This is a genomic window from Streptomyces sp. NPDC056987 (genome assembly GCF_042673865.1).
Classification (GTDB): Bacteria; Actinomycetota; Actinomycetes; order Streptomycetales; family Streptomycetaceae; genus Streptomyces.
This window is the reverse complement of record NZ_JBHURV010000027.1, coordinates 117,399-135,236: the sequence shown is the minus strand read 5'-3', so window position 1 is coordinate 135,236 and position 17,838 is coordinate 117,399. Positions and strand designations below refer to the sequence as shown.

The following is a 17,838-nucleotide window of genomic DNA, read 5'->3' as shown; positions in this document are numbered from 1 at the left end:
CGAAGATCAGGGCCATGATGCCCGGCTCGGTATTTCGCTGATTCTCCGCCGCAGGGCGCGCTGGGTCTCGGCCCGGCTACGCCATCAACGCGGCTAGGGTCGCGGCGCCCCGGGGCCGCGAGCGGCTGGGGCGCCCTCCCCTGGAGCGCCCTCCCCCTAGAGCGCGCACCCCTCGGTGTCGACCTGCTGGTTCGCGGTCCGGCCGAGGGTGATGTCGTCGCGGATCTCGTCGACCGTCAGGGCGTAGCCCGTGTCGGGGTCGTCGAGCGACCTCGCGAAGATCACTCCGTACACCTCGCCCTCCGGGGTGAGGAGCGGGCCGCCGGAGTTGCCCTGGCGCACGGTCGCGAAGAGCGAGTAGACGCCGCGCTGGACCTCACCGCGGCGGTAGATGTCGGGGCCGTTGGCGTCGATGGTGCCGCGGACACGGGCGGAGCGGACGTCGTACGCGCCGTTCTCCGGGAAGCCGGCGACGATCGCGTCGTCCCGGCTGGCCGCGCTCTCCTCGCTGAACCGGAGCGGTGCGGCCGGGAGGTCCGGCACGTCCAGTACGGCGATGTCGCGCCGCCAGTCGTAGACGACGACCTTGGCGTCGTACAGCTTGCCCTCGCCGCCGATCTGGACCGTCGGCTCGCTCACGCCGCCGACCACGTGCGCGTTGGTCATCACCCGGCGGTCGGCGAAGACGAAGCCGGAGCCTTCGAGGACCTTGCCGCAGCTCTGGGCCGTACCGACGACCTTGACGATGGACTTCTTGGCGCGGGCCGCGACCGGGCTGCCGGCGAGCGCCGGGTCCGGGGGCGTGACCTCGGGGATGGGCTCGTTGTCGAACGGGCTGAAGACCTGCGGGAAGCCGTTCTGCGCGAGGACGGACGAGAAGTCCGTGAACCAGGTCGACGCCTCCGTGGGCATGACCTGGGAGACGCCGGTGAGCACCTTCGAGCCGCGGACCTCCTTGCCGAGCGTCGGCAGGGACGTACCGGCGAGGGCGGAGCCGATCAGCCAGGCGACCAGCAGCATGGCCACGACGTTGACCAGCGCGCCGCCCGTCGCGTCCAGGGCCCGGGCCGGGGACCAGGTGATGTAGCGGCGGAGTCTGTTGCCGAGGTGGGTGGTGAACGCCTGCCCCACCGAGGCGCAGACGATCACTATGACGACCGCCACGACCGCGGCCGTCGTGGAGACCTCGGAGTCCTGGGTGAGCTTGGCCCAGACCACCGGAAGGAGATAGACGGCGACGAGACCGCCGCCGAGGAAGCCGACCACCGACAGGACGCCGACGACGAACCCCTGGCGGTAGCCCACGACGGCGAACCAGACGGCGGCGAGCAGCAGCAGGATGTCCAGCACGTTCACCGTCAATAGCCTCGCTTGCCTCGCGGAAATGTCTCCGGTCGCCCCGGACCGGGCCAGAACACTGGGTCAGCCTTTCATGCACGCCAGTCGAGCGGGACCTGCCGGGAGCGGTCCCACGGCCGCTCCCATCCGGCGTGGTGCAGGATCCCGTCGATCACCCCGGCGGTGAACCCCCAGACCAGGGCCGACTCGACCAGGAAGGCCGGTCCTTGGTGGCCTCGGGGGTGGCGGGCGGTCGCGCGGTTGGCCGGGTCCGTCAGCGCCTCCACCGGGACCGTGAAGACGCGGGCCGTCTCCGCCGGATCGACGACTCCGACCGGGGTCGGCGCCCGCCACCAGCCGAGGACGGGCGTCACCACGAAGCCGCTCACGGGGATGTAGAGCCTGGGCAGCACGCCGAAGAGCTGGACGCCCGCCGGATCGAGGCCGGTCTCCTCCTGGGCCTCCCGCAGGGCCGCGCGCAGCGGGCCCGTGGTGGCCGGATCGCCGTCCTCCGGGTCGAGGGCGCCGCCGGGGAACGCGGGCTGTCCCGCGTGCGAGCGCAGGCTGCTGGCCCGTTCCATGAGCAGCAGCTCGGGTCCCCGGTCGCCGTCGCCGAAGAGGATCAGCACGGCGGACTGGCGGCCGGCGCCGCTCTCCGGCGGCAGGAAACGGCTGAGCTGCTCGCCCTGGACGTTACTGGCGGCGCCGGCGACCGGCGCCAGCCATGCGGGCAGCCCGTCGGCGGTCACGGCGATGTCGTCCGCCGACGGGTCGCAGGTCCCGCCGCCGTGGGCCCCTCTGGCGTGGGTCCCGCCTTCGTAGGTCCCGCCTGCGTGGGCCTCGCCGGCGTGGGTCCCGCCGTCGCGGGTCCCCCTGCCGTGGGTCCCGCTGCTGTAGGTCTCTCTAGCGCGCGTCATGAGCACCCCCGTCGTACAACGCCGACCATCGGCCGGATCGTTCCGCCCCCGTCCGGCTCCACTCGATCGTGCGTTCCACCCGGCCGCCCCGGCCCGCCGCGTCCCGCACCTTCATACGGCCCCATACGGCGCGCCTCCTCCACCTGCTCAATCGCGCGCCGCCGGGGCGGCGGGAGGCGCCGGCCGGCCGGGGTAGTCGGCGGGCGGGCTCAGGCGCTGGCCGGGGTAGCCGCCCAATTCGTACTTGAGCAGCTTGCGCGCCTTCTCCGGATCGGTCTCGCCCTCCCCGTACGAGGGGCAGAGCGGCGCGATCGGACAGGCGCCGCACGCGGGCTTGCGGGAGTGGCAGACCCGGCGCCCGTGGAAGATCACGCGGTGCGAGAGCATCGTCCACTCGCTCTTGGGGAAGATCTCGGCGATCTCCGCCTCGACCTTCTCCGGATCCTCCTGCTCCGTCCACTTCCAGCGCCGGACTAGCCGGCCGAAGTGCGTGTCCACGGTCAGCCCGGGGACACCGAACGCGTTGCCGAGGACCACATTGGCGGTCTTGCGGCCGACGCCCGGCAGCGTCACCAGATCGGCCAGCCGGCCCGGCACCTCGCCGTCGAACCGGTCCCGGAGGGCGGTGGAGAGCCCTATCAGCGACCTGGTCTTGGCGCGGAAGAAGCCCGTCGGCCGGATGACCTCCTCCAGCTCCTCCGGCACGGCCGCGGCCATGTCCTCGGGCGTCGGGTACTTCGCGAAGAGCGCGGGCGTCGTCTGGTTGACCCGGAGGTCGGTCGTCTGGGCCGACAGGACCGTCGCGACGAGCAGTTCGAACGGGTTCCGGAAATCCAGCTCGGGATGGGCGTACGGATAGACCTCGGCCAGCTCACGGTTGATCCGGCGGGCCCGGCGGACCATCGCCAGCCGCGATTCCGGTTTGGCCGTGGCCCCGGCCGCGGCGGGCGACGACTTGCTTTTTGTGCCTTTTGTGGCTTTTTTCGGTTTCGCCGAAGGCTGTTCGCCCACAGCGGAATTACGCTCCGCGGACACTCTTCCAGCCCCCTTGGCCTGCGCTGTCACCGGCGAGTTGGACACCCGGCCAGCGTAAAGCCCGCCACCGACATCCGCCCCGGCCATGGCGGATCACCACCCGAATCGGCCCTCCGGGCACGGTGTGGCACGTACGTACGTCAAACTTGTGACTGATCGCACGGTTTCGAACAGCCGATTCGAACAAACGGATCTCGGCGAAGGGTGGAGAAAGCCCGGGATGCCGAGCCACCCGAGAAGAAGCAGCACGTACGGCATCATGGGGACCACGGTTCCCTGAGCAGGTGGGGACCATGGTTCCCTGAGCAGGTCGACAAGGAGAGAACACGTGGACGACGTTCTGCGGCGTGCCCCGCTCTTCGCGGCGCTCGATGACGAGCAGGCGGCGGAGCTCCGCGCCTCGATGAGTGAAGCGACGCTGGCGCGCGGTGACGCGCTGTTCCACGAGGGCGACCCCGGCGACCGCCTCTACGTGGTCACCGAAGGCAAGGTCAAGCTCCACCGGACGTCCCCCGACGGCCGGGAGAACATGCTGGCGGTACTCGGCCCCGGTGAGCTGATCGGTGAGCTGTCCCTCTTCGACCCGGGCCCGCGCACCGCGACCGCGACCGCGCTCACCGAGGTCAAGCTCCTCGGTCTGGGCCACGGCGACCTCCAGCCCTGGCTGAACGCCCGCCCCGAGGTGGCCACGGCGCTGCTGCGCGCCGTCGCGCGACGGCTGCGCAAGACGAACGACCAGATGTCCGACCTGGTCTTCTCCGACGTTCCCGGCCGCGTGGCGCGGGCGCTCCTCGACCTGTCGCGCCGCTTCGGCGTGCAGTCGGAGGAGGGCATCCACGTCGTCCACGACCTGACCCAGGAAGAGCTGGCCCAGCTCGTCGGCGCCTCGCGCGAGACGGTGAACAAGGCGCTCGCGGACTTCGCCCAGCGCGGCTGGCTGCGGCTGGAGGCGCGCGCGGTGATCCTGCTGGACGTGGAGCGCCTCGCGAAGCGTTCGCGCTGAGCGACAGAGCTACAGAGCGGCTGAGCTACAGAGCCGCTGAGCTGAAGTCTGCGAAGGGCCCCGTCCGCCGGGCGGGGCCCTTCCGCATGCCCGTGGTGCGTGCCCGCGGCCCGCTACTCCGGGATGAGGCCGTGCTCGCGCAGATAGTCGAGCTGTGCGCGTACGGACAGTTCGGCGGCGGGCCACAAGGAGCGGTCCACCTCCGCGTACACGTGCGCCACGACCTCCTCGGGGGTGCGGTGGCCGTTCTCGACCGCGGTCTCGATCTGGGCGAGCCGGTTGGCCCGGTGGGCGAGATAGAACTCGACGGCGCCCTGAGCGTCGTCCAGGACCGGGCCGTGGCCCGGCAGGACCGTGTCCACACCGTCGTCGACCGTGAGCGAGCGGAGCCTGCGCAGCGAGTCGAGGTAGTCGCCGAGCCTGCCGTCCGGGTGCGCGACGAGCGTCGTACCGCGCCCCAGGACCGTGTCTCCCGTCAACACCGCGCGGTCGGCCGGCAGATGGAAGCAGAGCGAGTCGGAGGTGTGGCCGGGGGTGGGCACGACCCGTAGCTCCAGCCCGCCGGTGGTGACGACGTCCCCGGCCGCCAGCCCCTCGTCCCCGAGCCGCAGCGCCGGATCCAGGGCGCGGACGTCGGTACGGGTCAGGGCGGCGAAGCGCGCCGCGCCCTCCGCGTGGTCCGGGTGGCCGTGGGTGAGCAGGGTCAGCGCGACCCGCTTCCCGGCCCGCTCGGCGGCGCCGATGACCGCCTTGAGGTGGGCGTCGTCCAGCGGCCCCGGGTCGATCACGACCGCCAGGTCCGAGCCGGGCTCGGAGACGATCCAGGTGTTGGTGCCGTCGAGCGTCATCGGGGAGGGGTTCGGGGCGAGGACGTTCACGGCGCGGGCGGTGGCGGGGCCGGAGAGCACCCCGCCGCGCGGCTGGCCGGGGAGGACCGCTGCGTCACTCATCGGGGACCTCCGGCCGGGTGCTGCTCGCCGTGGGCGTTCGAGCCGGAGGTGTTCAGGCCGGGAGTGTTCGGGCCGGCAGTGTTCGGGCCAGGGGCGTTCGAGTCGGAGGCGTTCGAGTCGTACGTGGGCGCCCGGTCGACGCGCTTGGTGAACTCGTCGTGCCCCGGCCAGCTCAGGACCAGTTCCCCGCCTTCCATCCGGGCCGTGGCCAGCACGGGCGTCAGATCGCGCCCCGCGGCCCCGGCGAGCGCGTCGGCGGCCGTACCGTACGGCTGGAGCTGACGGAGCGTCGCGATGGTCGGCGGCATCATCAGCAGCTCCCCCTTGTCGTACGCCTCCGTCGCCTCGGACGGCCTGATCCACACCGTACGGTCGGCCTCGGTCGAGGCGTTCCTGGTCCGCTGCCCCGGTGGCAGGGCGGCCACGAAGAACCAGGTGTCGTAGCGGCGCGGCTCGAACTCCGGGGTGATCCAGCGGGCCCACGCGCCGAGCAGATCGCTGCGCAGGACCAGCCCGCGCCGGTCCAGGAATTCGGCGAAGGAGAACTCCCGGTCGACAAGGGCGGCGCGGTCGGCCTCCCAGCCGTCCCGATCGGCGTTACGGTCGGCATCAGCGCCGTCGACGGCCGCCCCGATGTCACCGACGACGGTGTCCGCGGTCTCCCCCGCGAGCAGGACGCCCGCCTCCTCGTACGTCTCGCGTACCGCCGCACACACGATGGCCTGCGCGGACGCCGGGTCCACGCCGAGCCGCCGCGCCCATACGTCGCGGCCGGGCCCGGCCCAGCGGACGAGGCGGTCGTCGTCCCTGGGGTCGACTCCGCCGCCCGGGTACGCGTACGCGCCCGCGGCGAAGGCCATCGAGGCGCGGCGCCGCAGCATGTGGACGGCGGGGCCGCCGGGAACGCCTGGACCGCCGGGATCGTCGCGCAGGAGCATCACCGTCGCGGCCCGCCGGGGAGTCACCGCGGTGATCTCGCCGGTGGCGAGGGCACGGATCCGCTCGGGCCATTCGGGCGGGTACCACTGACCATTGGACATGGCCGGATGCTATGCGCTGGCGGGAGGATGTTCGAGAGGCACCCGGTCACGCGTCGCCCCTCGCATACGCGGAGAGGCCCCGCCCCGTACGTGCCGTACCGCACACGTACCGAACGGGACCTCTCGGCGCCAGGAGGCTCAGTCCTGGGTCAGTTCCACCTGGATCTCGACCTCGACCGGCGCGTCCAGCGGCAGCACCGCCACGCCGACGGCGCTGCGCGCGTGCACGCCCTTGTCACCGAGAACCTGGCCCAGCAGCTCGCTCGCGCCGTTGACGACGCCCGGCTGGCCGGTGAAGTCCGCGGCCGAGGCGACGAAGCCGGTGACCTTCACCACGCGCGCGATCCGGTCCAGGTCGCCCACGACCGACTTCACGGCGGCGAGGGCGTTCAGCGCGCAGATACGGGCCAGCTCCTTGGCCTCCTCCGCGGTGACCTCGGCGCCCACCTTGCCGGTGACCGGAAGCTTGCCGTCCACCATCGGGACCTGGCCCGAGGTGTAGACGTACGCACCCGACCGTACGGCAGGCTGGTAGGCGGCCAGCGGCGGTACGACCTCGGGCAGCGTCAGCCCCAGTTCGGCGAGAGTGGCGTCGACGGTGCCGCTCATGCGCCCTTCTCCCGCTTCAGGTAGGCCACCAACTGCTCGGGGTTGTTCGGCCCGGGAACGACCTGGACGAGCTCCCAGCCGTCCTCGCCCCAGGTGTCCAGAATCTGCTTGGTCGCGTGCACGAGAAGGGGCACGGTCGCGTATTCCCACTTGGTCATGGGGCGACTGTAGTCGTACCGGGTGGCAGCCTCGTGCGTAGCCCGCGGCCTTACTGGTTAGGCTCGAATACGTGAGCAGGCTCCAGGTCGTCAGCGGCAAGGGCGGTACCGGTAAGACGACGGTCGCCGCCGCCCTCGCGCTCGCCCTCGCGACCGAGGGCAAGCGCACCCTTCTCGTCGAGGTCGAGGGCAGACAGGGCATCGCACAGCTCTTCGAGACGGAAGCCCTTCCCTACGAGGAGCGGAAGATCGCCGTCGCCTCGGGCGGCGGTGAGGTGTACGCGCTGGCCATCGACGCCGAGCGCGCCCTCCTCGACTATCTCCAGATGTTCTACAAGCTCGGCAGCGCGGGACGGGCGCTCAAGAAGATCGGCGCGATCGACTTCGCGACGACGATCGCCCCCGGTGTCCGGGACGTGCTGCTGACCGGCAAGGCGTGCGAGGCCGTACGCCGACGGGACAAGCAGGGACGTTTCACTTACGACTACGTCGTGATGGACGCGCCGCCCACGGGCCGCATCACCCGCTTCCTCAATGTGAACGACGAGGTGGCGGGGCTGGCGAAGATAGGCCCGATACACAATCAGGCCCAGGCGGTGATGCGGGTCCTGAAGTCGCCGGAGACGGCGGTGCATCTGGTGACGCTGCTGGAGGAGATGCCCGTCCAGGAGACCGCGGACGGCATCGCCGAGCTGCAGGGCGCCGAGCTGCGGGTCGGCAAGGTGATCGTGAACATGGTGCGTCCGCACCTCCTGGACGAGGCGGCCGTACGCGCCGCGGCGGGCGACCGCCGCAAGGAGGTGGCCAGGGCACTGGCGGCGGCCGGCGTGCCGGCGCCCACGAAGCTGGTCGGGCCGCTGCTCGAACAGGCCGCCGAGCACGCCCAGCGAGTGGAACTGGAGCGCGAACAGCGGGCCGTGCTCGCCAAGCTGGGGCTGCCGGCGTACGAGCTTCCCCTCATCGGGGAGGGGATGGACCTCGCCGGTCTCTACCGGCTGGCGGGAGAGCTACGGGAACTTGGTGAGGTCTTCGCATGACGCTGGACTCCGCGGCCGCCCCGCTCGACATCGATCCGCTGCTCGACGACCGGGAGACACGCATCATCGTGTGCTGCGGCTCCGGCGGGGTCGGCAAGACGACGACCGCGGCGGCCCTCGGTGTACGGGCGGCGGAGCGCGGCCGCAAGGTCGTCGTCCTGACCATCGACCCGGCGCGCCGGCTGGCCCAGTCCATGGGGATCGACTCGCTGGACAACACTCCGCGGCAGGTCAAGGGCGTCGAGGGGCCCGGCGAGCTGCACGCGATGATGCTCGACATGAAGCGGACCTTCGACGAGATCGTCGAGGCGCACGCGGACGCGGACCGGGCCCGCGCCATTCTGGAGAACCCGTTCTACCAGTCCCTGTCGGCCGGTTTCGCGGGCACGCAGGAGTACATGGCGATGGAGAAGCTGGGCCAGCTGCGGGCCCGCGACTCCTGGGACCTGATCGTCGTCGACACCCCGCCGTCGCGTTCCGCGCTGGATTTCCTGGACGCGCCGAAGCGGCTCGGGTCCTTCCTCGACGGGAAGTTCATCCGGCTGCTGATGGCCCCCGCGAAGATGGGCGGCCGGGCCGGGATGAAGTTCCTCAATGTCGGTATGTCGATGATGACCGGGACGCTGGGAAAGCTGCTGGGCGGTCAGTTCCTGCGCGACGTACAGACGTTCGTGACGGCGATGGACACGATGTTCGGCGGCTTCCGCACCCGCGCGGACGCGACGTACCGGCTGCTCCAGGCGCCGGGCACGGCCTTTCTGGTGGTGGCGGCGCCGGAGCGGGACGCGCTGCGGGAGGCCGCGTACTTCGTGGAGCGGCTGGCCGCCGAGGAGATGCCGCTGGCGGGGCTGGTCCTCAACCGGGTCCACGGGAGCGGGGCGGACCGGCTGTCGGCGGAGCGGGCGCGCGCGGCGGCAGAAAATCTTGAGGAGGGGCGCATGGTGGATCAGATACGGGGGAATGCTCGCAGTGGCGCTACCACCCCGGACAGCTCCTCTCCCGAAGCGTCCGAGCCGCACGGGCTTCATGAAGCCGTCGAGCCCCCCGTAGCCGCCGAGCCAGCCCCCGCGTCAGCCGCCGACGCGGACCAGACCGAGAAGACCCCAGACACGTCAGACAGCCCGGTGACGACGCCGGCTCCACAGACATCAGAGACCCCGGCGACCTCGGCCTCCCCCGAGAGCGCCGAGAGGCCGGAGACACCGGAGACGCCCCGGGACATTCCGGCGGATGTGTCCGTTTCCGCCACGACGGACGCGACTCCTTCTGTCACAACTGTGGAACAGCTCACGGCCGGTCTGCTGTATCTGCACGCCGAGCGCATGCAGGTTCTGGCACGTGAGCAGCGCACGCGCGACCGCTTCACCGCGCTCCACCCCGAGGTGGCGGTGGTCGAGGTGGGAGCCCTGCCAGGAGATGTGCACGACCTGGCGGGACTCAGGATGATCGGCGAGCGCCTCGCCTCGGAGGCATAGGACACGCCTCGGAGGCACCTCGGAGGCACAGGGACACACGGGGACACGCCGACGGCGCGACTGATCGAGCCGCGCCATACCCGCGTAAATGCAATGCGTGCCGCTATGCAATGCGTGCTGCTTGAGACCTGGGACAGGAATGTGGAGCAGTAGCCGGGATTACGCAGACGACATTGCGGGGCCACGGGGATGTATGGCCCCCACAATCCGCGACGCGAGGCATCGTGTTTCTCGCGGTCGCCCGTCCACACGCCATACTCGGCGCCCCCGGCAGGCTCCCGGCCAGGGCGGAGTCCGTTTCGATATCGGTGGGACCGAAACGCATCCGCCCCAGCACCGGGACGGCCAGGGATCTACCCGACCGCCGCGTAGGTCTCGTACGTCTCGTCATCCTCCAAGCCCACGGGCAGCAGGCCCGCGCTGCGCTCGTACTCCGTACGCGCCGTTTCCAGCAGTCGGCGCCATGAAGTGACGGTCGGACGCCTGCGCAGCAACGCGCGGCGCTCCCGCTCCGTCATACCGCCCCACACGCCGAACTCGACGCGGTTGTCCAGCGCGTCCGCCAGGCACTCGGTCCGCACCGGGCATCCGGTGCACACCGCCTTGGCCCTGTTCTGCGCCGCACCCTGTACGAACAGTTCATCTGGATCGGTAGTGCGGCAAGCTGCCTGCGCACTCCAGTCGGTTACCCAGCCCATGCCGGCGCCGTCCTCTCCCGAATCGAGGCTCCCCCACGGCGGCAGCGGCATATTCACCGTTGCCAGTTGAGGACGTTACGGAAGGCGGACACAGCGCAACACCCCCTTCGGGCCCAATCTTGAATGGCCCGAACGGACTATGCGTACGCGGCAGATCACCCAGGGGAGTGACCCCGGGGCATAAAGGAACAATCCAAAAGAGTCGGGTTATTTCAGTCGAGTCACAACGGACGTCCGACAGCGTATCGGGGTGATTCGGACATCACTTCTCACGTTTCGGGTTCACGGGAAGTTCATCGAGGGGCCTTGATGCATGACCGCACTGCTGTGACAGTTGGGGACAGCTTAGGCCAGAGCCTTGACGCGTGTCCGGCGATTGAGAACGTAGGCTGCCCTCATGCCAAAGAAGCGCTCGGGCGGGGGTCTGACCGGGACCCAGCAGGCCGCCAAGTTCCTCGGTGTCAGTGTGCTGGCGGGAGCGGTCCTCGCCGGAATCGCGCTGCCGGCCTTCGGCGCGCTGGGACTCGCGGCGAAGGGGTCGGTCGAGGGGTTCGACGAAATCCCCGCCAACCTCAAGACTCCGCCGCTGAGTCAGCGCACCACGATCCTGGACGCCCAGGGTGGCCGCATCGCCACCGTCTATTTCCGCGACCGTACCGTCGTGCCGCTCAAGCAGATCTCCCCGTACATGCAGAAGGCGATCGTCGCGATCGAGGACTCGCGCTTCTACGAGCACGGGGCCGTCGACCTCAAGGGTGTACTGCGCGCGGTCAACCGCAACGCGCAGTCGGGCGGCGTCGCGGAGGGCGCCTCGACCTTGACGCAGCAGTACGTGAAGAACGTGTTCGTCGAGGAGGCCGGCGACGACCCGGACAAGGTCGCGCAGGCCACCCAGCAGACCCTGGGCCGCAAGATCCAGGAGCTGAAGTACGCGATCCAGGTCGAGGAGGAGCTGGGCAAGAAGAAGATCCTTGAGAACTACCTGAACATCACGTACTTCGGGCAGTCGGCGTACGGGATCGAGGCTGCGGCGCAGCGCTACTTCTCCAAGTCCGCCAAGGACCTGAAGCTGGAAGAGGCGGCCCTCCTCGCGGGCACCGTCCAGTCGCCGACCCGTTACGACCCGATCAACGACGAGGAAGAGGCGACCAAGCGGCGCAACACCGTCCTCCAACGGATGGCCACCGTCGGCGACATCTCGGCGGCGGAGGCGGACCGCGCCAAGGCCGCGCCGATCGAGCTGAAGGTGAGCCGCCCGGAGAACGGCTGCATCACGGCGGTCAGCGGGGCGGGCTTCTTCTGCGACTACGTGCGCGAGGCCTTCCTGACCAACCCGGTCTTCGGCAAGAGCCGCGAGGAGCGCGCCAAGGTCTGGAGCCAGGGCGGTCTGACGATCCGTACGACGCTGGACCCGCAGGCCCAGTCCTCGGTGCAGGCGTCGATCAAGAGCCACGTCAACAAGAGCGACAAGGTCGCGACGGCCGTGACCCTGGTCGAGCCGGGCACCGGCAAGATCCTGGGCATGGGCCAGTCCAAGCCGTACGGCTTCGGGAAGAACGAGACCCAGATCAACCTCTCGGTCGACCACGGGATGGGCGGCTCGAACTACGGCTTCCCGACCGGTTCGACCTTCAAGCCGTTCCTCGCGACGGCGGCGATCGAGCGCGGGGTCCCGCCGACGCAGTCGTACCCGTCGCCGTACCAGATGCCGTACCCGGCCTCGATCCAGACGTGCAGCGGCAAGCCGTGGGTCAACACCGGCGGCGACACGGCCGAGAACGAGAACGAGTCCGAAGTCGGTCCGTACGCGCTGAAGGAGGCGATGGCCCTCTCGGTCAACACCTACTTCGTGCAGATGATAGGGCAAATCGGACTCTGCCCGGTGACGGAGACGATCTCCAAGATGGGCGTCGTCCAGGGAGACGGCAAGAAGCTCCCCGAGGCGCCGTCCGCCCTGACCCTGGGCTCGCAGGGCATCTCGCCGCTGCGGATGGCCAGCGCGTACGCCGCTTACGCGAACCGCGGCACGTACTGCACGCCGATCGCCATCTCCTCCATCAAGACGGCGGGGGGCGACAGCCTCAAGGTTCCGAAGACGAGCTGCTCGCGGGCGATGAGCGAGAAGACCGCCGACACGATCAACACCCTGCTCAAGGGTGTGGTCGACTCCGGTACCGGTGAGTCGGCCGGTCTGACCAGCCGCGACAACGCGGGCAAGACGGGTACGACGGACCTCAGGAAGAACGCCTGGTTCGTCGGCTACACCCCGAACCTGTCCGGCGCGGTCTGGGTCGGCAGCCCCTCCCAGCAGGTCGAGATGGAGAACATCACCATCGGCGGCACCTACCACGACAAGGTGTTCGGTGGTCAGGTGCCGGGGCCGATCTGGAAGGACGCGGTCACCGGGGCGCTGGAAGGGAAGGAGGCGCCGACCTTCAACACCATCGACATCCCGGACGCGCAGAAGGACAAGGAAAAGGGCCGGGACCGTGACCGGGACAACCCGGGCGACGGCAACGGCGGCTCCGACAACGGCGGCAACGGGAACGGTGGCGGCGGCAACGGCGGCAATGGCAATGGCGGCAACGGGAACGGCGGCAACGGCGACGGGAAGCCGGGCGGCGGCTTCGACTTCTTCGGCGGCGGCCGTAACGGAGGCGGCAACGGGAACGGCGGCGGTGACGCCTTCCCGTAACCGCGCCGACGCGCTTCTGACCGCGTAACCGACCGGAGGGTGGCCCGCACACAGGCGGGCCACCCTCCGGCGCGTTCCGGGGCGGCTGCCGATCGCCGTCCGCGTCCACCTGACAGATCAGCCCTGGCTACCGAGGCCGGCCCGGGCCCACGCGCGCCCCGCCGGACCGGGCCGGCTCTAGTGCCCCTCCCGGCAAGCTTTACCCCGTCGCGGCACTAGCCGGCGAGCGACTGCTTCACGAGGGCCGCCACCCGGCCGCCGTCGGCGAGACCGGCCACCTTCGGGTTCACGATCTTCATGACCGCGCCCATCGCCCGCGGCCCCTCGGCACCCGCGGCCTTCGCCTCCGCGACGGCCTGCGCCACGATCCCGGCCAGCTCCTCGTCGGTGAGCTGCTTCGGCAGATACGCGTCGAGCAGCGCGCCCTCGGCCTTCTCGCGCTCGGCCTGCTTCTCACGGCCGCCCTGGGCGAACGCCTCGGCCGCCTCGCGGCGCTTCTTCGCCTCCTTCGCGATCACCTTCTGCACCTCGTCGTCGGACAGCTCGCGCGCCGACGTACCCGAGACCTCCGCCTTGGTGATCGCGGTGAGGGTGAGCCGGAGCGTGGCCGAGCGGAGCTCGTCCCGCGCCCTGATGGCCTCGGTGAGGTCTTCCTTCAGTCTGGACTTAAGGCTGGTCATGGGGCCAAGTGTGGCAGGTGCGCCGACATGGCCGCCCGCGGATTTCCCCGCCTGTGGACAACCGCCCCGTGGATCACTGGCACCCGGCGCGTCTGCGACCATGGGCGCATGCGCGCACGCTACGGGGTTCCCCTCAAAGTCACCGCCGGTATCGCAGCTGTCGGGGCGGCCGGCCTCGCCTACGCCGCCGGATTCGAAGCCCGCTCCTTCCGGCTGCGGAGAATCTCCGTACCGGTGCTGCCGCGCGGTATGCGTGATCTTCGCGTCCTCCAGGTCTCCGACATCCACATGGTGAGCGGACAGCGCAAGAAGCAGCGCTGGCTCCAGTCGCTGGCCGGGCTGCGCCCCGATTTCGTCGTGAACACCGGCGACAACCTCTCCGACCCGGAGGGCGTGCCGGAGGTGCTGGACGCGCTGGGTCCGCTGATGGAGTACCCGGGTGTGTACGTCTTCGGCTCGAACGACTACTACGGCCCGAAGCTCCGCAACCCGGCCCGCTACCTCCTGGAGAAGGCCCAGGGCCGCCACGGCCTGAACGGCAACGCTCCGGCCGTCGCGGCCGTGCACATCCCGTGGGAGCCGATGCGTGACGCCTTCGACGAGGCGGGCTGGGTGGGCCTGAACAACGCCCGCGGCCGGCTGAAGATCGACGGCCACGAGATCGCCTTCACCGGCGTCGACGACCCGCACATCAAGCGGGACAGGTACGAGCGCGTCGCGGGCGGCCCCGCCCCGGACGCGGACCTCTCGATCGGCGTGGTCCACGCCCCGTACCTGCGCTCCCTGGACTCCTTCACGGCCGACGGCTACCCCCTGATCCTCGCGGGTCACACCCACGGCGGCCAGGTCTGCATCCCCTTCTACGGCGCACTGGTCACCAACTGCGACCTGGACACGGACCGCGTCAAGGGCCTCTCCACCCACCACACGCCGGACCACACGTCGTACCTCCACGTCTCCGCAGGCTGCGGCACGAGCCGCTACACCCCGGTCCGCTTCGCCTGCCCCCCGGAAGCGACCTTGCTGACCTTGACCGCCGCCCGCGACTGACCGGGCCGAGCGGGCCCGGGAGGACACCTCCGGGCCCGCCAAACCGGATTTCGTCTCCGGCCAGCGGTGGGCTAAAGTAATCGATGTCGCCGGAACAACAGCGACATCGGGGTGTAGCGCAGCTTGGCAGCGCGCTTCGTTCGGGACGAAGAGGTCGTGGGTTCAAATCCCGCCACCCCGACGCTGGCCAGAGGGCCTATCGGAGAGATCCGATAGGCCCTCTGACGCGTTTGCCGGCAGAAAAGTACAGCAATCGCAGTGTCCCTCAGGGACTGGACGCGTCAGGCGGCTCGCCGGGGCGCCCGCGCAGCCTCCCGCCGGGCCGACACCGAGGCCGGACCGGGGCACGTGCGCAGGGTGCCGTCGTCGAGACGGATGGTGCGGGTGGCGAGGCGGGTGAGGGCCGGTCGGTGGGTGGTCATGACCGCTGTTCGGCTCTCGACCAGGCGGCCGAGCGCGCGGACGACGATTTCTTCGGCGGCGTTGTCCAGTCCCGTGGTGGGTTCGTCGAGCAGCACAACGGGGGCGTCGGCAAGCAGGGCGCGGGCGATGCCGACGCGTTGGCGCTGGCCGCCGGAGAGTCCGGCGCCTCGGTCGGCGAGCCGGGTGCCCAGGCCATCAGGCAGGCGTTCGGTGAACTCGGTGACCAGGGCTGCCTCCGCCGCCCGGGCGACCTCGTGCGGGCCGGCGTCGGGTCGGGCGTAGCGGATGTTGTCGGCGATGGTGCCGGAGAACAGGAACGTGTCCTGCAGCACGACTGCGATCTGGCGGTGCCGCCAGATGGCGGGGATGTCGGCGAGGGGGAGTCCGTCGAGGAGCAGGCGGCCGCGGGTGGGCGGGTAGAGCCCGGCGATGAGGGAGAGCACGGTGGATTTGCCGGAGCCGTTGGGTCCGAGCAGCGCGAGGTGTTCGCCGGGGTGGACGGTGAGGTCGAAGTGGTTCAGGACGGGGCCGCGGCCGTAGTCGAGGGTGATGTCGCGCAGGTCGATCCGGCCGGTGGCGCGGTCGGGCAGGCGCCGGTGTGGTGTCGGGGGCGGGGGTGGCTGGTCGAGGATGGCGGCAACGCGTTCCGCTGAGGCCGCGCCCTGGGGGAAGGTGATCGAAAGGCGGGACATCGATCGCATGGGTTTGATCATGTCCTTGAGGTAGCTGGTCACCACGACCAGCAGCCCGACGCTCCACCAGTGGTTCACGACACCGAGGCCGCCCGCCCACAGCAGTGTCGCGGTGGCCACCGCGGCGGCGGCTTCGAGCAGTGGGGTGAATCGGGCCCGCAGTTCGACGCTGCGCAGGCCGGCGTCGAGGGTGGTGCTGTTGCTGGTGGCGAAATGTGCGTCGTGCAGGTCCTGGCGGCCGAAGGCGTGGATGGTACGGATGCCTTGAAGGGATTCGGTGACAAAGGTGGCGAGGTGTCCTTCGGCGGCGCGCTGCCGCCGTTCCGTCTGGCGGGTCAACCGGGTGTAGCGCGCGGCCGTGAGGAATATCAGCGGGGCGCCCCCGATCGCGATCGACCCCAGGCGCCAGTCGACGGAGAGGATGACGGTGGCGTAGCCCGCGAAGGCCAGCAGTCCGGGCAGAAGTTTGGAGAACAGGTCGACCAGAGCGTCCTGGATCCGGCTGGTGTCGATCGCGATGCGGCTGGTCAGTTCCCCGACGGCCTGCCGGTCGTGGTAGCTCATGGGGAGCCGTTGCATGTGGGCGAAGACGTCCGTGCGGATCTCCGCGGTGATCCGCTCTCCGGCGCTGTTCATCACACGGTCACCGAGGTAGTCGAACGTCCCCGAGGCGAGAGTGATCAGCAGCAGTGCGGCGGCGGCTACGCTGAGCATGGCCAGCGGTGACGAGCCCACGATGCCCGTGAGCCAGGACAGTGGGCCGCTGGTCCGGCCCTTGAGTACGTTGTCGATGACCAGCGCCAGTGGCCAGGGTGCCGCCAGATCGGCGATCAGCTCTCCGATGCGCAGTCCTACGCCGAGCACGAGCGTGCCCAGGTGCGGGCGGCCGTAGGAACGGAATCGCCACAGGTATCGCATCATTCCCACATCGGCTCGGCGGGCCTTCATCTGCTCACCTCCCCGGTCAGGTGCGCGCGGGCGGCACCTTCGAGAGCTGCGTTGCTCGCGCCGGGGCGTATGCCGTGCTCGGCCATGGCGGTCAGCACCACCGGCGCGAGTCCGGGGTCGGCACGCGTGATCGCGGACAGCAGTCGGGAGAACTGGCGGCGTTGGCTCAGGGCCTCCTTGGTCAGCCGGGTGGCATCGGCTCCGGCCGAGTCCATGCCGCGCAGCAGCGCCGCATCGAAGCGTGCCGCGTCGGCACCCGTGGCGACAACCCGCTCACGAGCGGACCAGCATGCCGATGCCCACACGGTGCCGTCGGCGTGCGGGTCCTGGTCCCGCCCGCCCAAGAAGTGCGCCATTGTCCACCGGGGCTGCAGTTTGCGGCGCCGTGGGTCCCACTCGGCGATGGTCCCGCGGTGCCAGCCGTAGATGTCCGAGGTGCCCAGCAGAATGGCCGTGAGGACATCTGCGGTGCCCTCGTCCAGAGCGATCTTCCGGTTGGTCTGCTGCGCCGGGGGACGCAGCCGGTTGAGCCGGAAGTCCGCGGTGTGCCGGCACAGATGATGGCCGACCTCGTGACAGATGATCGCGGTGTTGTGTGCGGGGGCGTGGAAATACCGGCTGCCATCTGGTGTCGGAAGGAATCCGGCGCCGCCCCCCAGATGGACCTCACCGGCACAGCTGAGAGTGGCGGGCTCGTCCGTGAGTGACGATCTGGGAAGCCGGTAATGCCCTCCGTGCCAGCGGCGGGGCTGGTTGTGCATCCCGATTCTGACCAGCAGGCGAGGGAGAGGGTGGCCGAGCAGGGCTGAAGCGAACCGCAGGGCACGCTGGACGTGGAAGGCCGTATTGGTCACGCCGAAAGCTCGGGCCTGCCGGTCTGCGACGGCGTCAGCCAGGGGGCCGCCACCGGCCGCGGGGTCGAACATCAACGTGGAGCCGTCGAACAGCCGCCCGCCGCGCTCGTCACGGACCGTGGCCTCGGGCAGCACCACTTCGGCCGGCCGCAGTTCGAGGACGTCCAGGGCGGCTTCACGCAACTGCCCGGGCCAGGGACGTCCGTCAGGTATGTAGACGATCGCCGGGATCACGG

Annotated in this window: 16 protein-coding genes and 1 tRNA gene; 6 read left to right on the top strand and 11 right to left on the bottom strand. The window is 70.3% G+C overall.

The window, feature by feature from the left end; all coding sequences use genetic code 11:
- Nucleotides 1–156: 156 nt before the first annotated feature.
- The 3 genes from ACFTZC_RS28105 to nth form a co-directional block, all read right to left on the bottom strand.
- Complete coding sequence (locus tag ACFTZC_RS28105) at nt 157–1,356, bottom strand: MarP family serine protease (RefSeq protein WP_382894361.1); 1,200 nt, start codon at nt 1,354–1,356, stop codon at nt 157–159.
- A gap of 74 nt (nt 1,357–1,430) precedes the next feature.
- Nucleotides 1,431–2,255 (bottom strand): NUDIX hydrolase, encoded by an 825-nt coding sequence (locus ACFTZC_RS28100; protein ID WP_382894359.1) that lies wholly within the window; start codon nt 2,253–2,255, stop codon nt 1,431–1,433.
- A 147-nt stretch (nt 2,256–2,402) separates the two neighbouring features.
- Entirely contained in the window at nt 2,403–3,266 is an 864-nt protein-coding gene (nth, locus tag ACFTZC_RS28095) for an endonuclease III (protein ID WP_382894357.1), read from the bottom strand.
- A 352-nt stretch (nt 3,267–3,618) separates the two neighbouring features.
- Here nth and ACFTZC_RS28090 point away from each other — a divergent pair, with 352 nt between their 5' ends.
- A complete protein-coding gene (locus ACFTZC_RS28090; protein WP_015034542.1) occupies nt 3,619–4,293 on the top strand; it encodes a Crp/Fnr family transcriptional regulator in 675 nt (224 codons plus the stop codon).
- 113 nt (nt 4,294–4,406) lie between these two features.
- Here the strand turns inward: ACFTZC_RS28090 and ACFTZC_RS28085 are convergent, their stop codons facing one another.
- From ACFTZC_RS28085 to ACFTZC_RS28070, 4 genes are all read right to left on the bottom strand, one after another.
- Complete coding sequence (locus ACFTZC_RS28085) at nt 4,407–5,243, bottom strand: MBL fold metallo-hydrolase (RefSeq protein WP_382894355.1); 837 nt, start codon at nt 5,241–5,243, stop codon at nt 4,407–4,409.
- Nucleotides 5,240–6,283, bottom strand: a complete 1,044-nt coding sequence (locus ACFTZC_RS28080; RefSeq protein WP_382894353.1) for an NUDIX hydrolase — start codon at nt 6,281–6,283, stop codon at nt 5,240–5,242. The genes ACFTZC_RS28085 and ACFTZC_RS28080 overlap by 4 nt, the downstream gene beginning before the upstream one ends.
- A gap of 138 nt (nt 6,284–6,421) precedes the next feature.
- Nucleotides 6,422–6,892: a RidA family protein gene (locus ACFTZC_RS28075; RefSeq protein ID WP_382894351.1), complete on the bottom strand. Its 471-nt coding sequence runs from the start codon at nt 6,890–6,892 to the stop codon at nt 6,422–6,424.
- The gene (locus ACFTZC_RS28070) at nt 6,889–7,050 is read right to left on the bottom strand and encodes a DUF4177 domain-containing protein (protein ID WP_106965770.1); all 162 of its coding nucleotides are present in this window, start codon (nt 7,048–7,050) and stop codon (nt 6,889–6,891) included. Before ACFTZC_RS28070 ends, ACFTZC_RS28075 begins: the two co-directional genes overlap by 4 nt.
- 71 nt (nt 7,051–7,121) lie before the next feature.
- Here ACFTZC_RS28070 and ACFTZC_RS28065 point away from each other — a divergent pair, with 71 nt between their 5' ends.
- Complete coding sequence (locus tag ACFTZC_RS28065) at nt 7,122–8,087, top strand: ArsA family ATPase (protein WP_382894349.1); 966 nt, start codon at nt 7,122–7,124, stop codon at nt 8,085–8,087.
- Nucleotides 8,084–9,562 carry an ArsA family ATPase gene (locus ACFTZC_RS28060; protein WP_382894347.1) on the top strand — a complete coding sequence of 493 codons (1,479 nt, stop codon included), beginning with the start codon at nt 8,084–8,086 and terminating at the stop codon, nt 9,560–9,562. Before ACFTZC_RS28065 ends, ACFTZC_RS28060 begins: the two co-directional genes overlap by 4 nt.
- Nucleotides 9,563–9,915: 353 nt before the next feature.
- On the opposite strand, the gene ACFTZC_RS28055 is transcribed toward ACFTZC_RS28060, so the two are convergent.
- Nucleotides 9,916–10,260 carry a WhiB family transcriptional regulator gene (locus tag ACFTZC_RS28055; protein ID WP_030353248.1) on the bottom strand — a complete coding sequence of 115 codons (345 nt, stop codon included), beginning with the start codon at nt 10,258–10,260 and terminating at the stop codon, nt 9,916–9,918.
- Nucleotides 10,261–10,657: 397 nt separating this feature from the next.
- Between ACFTZC_RS28055 and ACFTZC_RS28050 the strand changes: the two genes are divergently transcribed.
- Entirely contained in the window at nt 10,658–12,955 is a 2,298-nt protein-coding gene (locus tag ACFTZC_RS28050; RefSeq protein WP_382894345.1) for a transglycosylase domain-containing protein, read from the top strand.
- A 215-nt stretch (nt 12,956–13,170) separates the two neighbouring features.
- On the opposite strand, the gene ACFTZC_RS28045 is transcribed toward ACFTZC_RS28050, so the two are convergent.
- Nucleotides 13,171–13,635 carry a GatB/YqeY domain-containing protein gene (locus tag ACFTZC_RS28045; protein WP_382894343.1) on the bottom strand — a complete coding sequence of 155 codons (465 nt, stop codon included), beginning with the start codon at nt 13,633–13,635 and terminating at the stop codon, nt 13,171–13,173.
- Between the two features lie 108 nt (nt 13,636–13,743).
- Between ACFTZC_RS28045 and ACFTZC_RS28040 the strand changes: the two genes are divergently transcribed.
- The gene (locus ACFTZC_RS28040) at nt 13,744–14,685 is read left to right on the top strand and encodes a metallophosphoesterase (protein ID WP_382894341.1); all 942 of its coding nucleotides are present in this window, start codon (nt 13,744–13,746) and stop codon (nt 14,683–14,685) included.
- Between the two features lie 107 nt (nt 14,686–14,792).
- A tRNA-Pro gene (locus tag ACFTZC_RS28035) sits at nt 14,793–14,866 on the top strand.
- A gap of 100 nt (nt 14,867–14,966) precedes the next feature.
- On the opposite strand, the gene ACFTZC_RS28030 is transcribed toward ACFTZC_RS28035, so the two are convergent.
- Entirely contained in the window at nt 14,967–16,748 is a 1,782-nt protein-coding gene (locus ACFTZC_RS28030) for an ABC transporter ATP-binding protein (protein ID WP_382894339.1), read from the bottom strand.
- The gene (locus tag ACFTZC_RS28025; protein WP_382894338.1) at nt 16,745–17,836 is read right to left on the bottom strand and encodes a hypothetical protein; all 1,092 of its coding nucleotides are present in this window, start codon (nt 17,834–17,836) and stop codon (nt 16,745–16,747) included. Before ACFTZC_RS28025 ends, ACFTZC_RS28030 begins: the two co-directional genes overlap by 4 nt.
- Nucleotides 17,837–17,838: the final 2 nt, after the last annotated feature.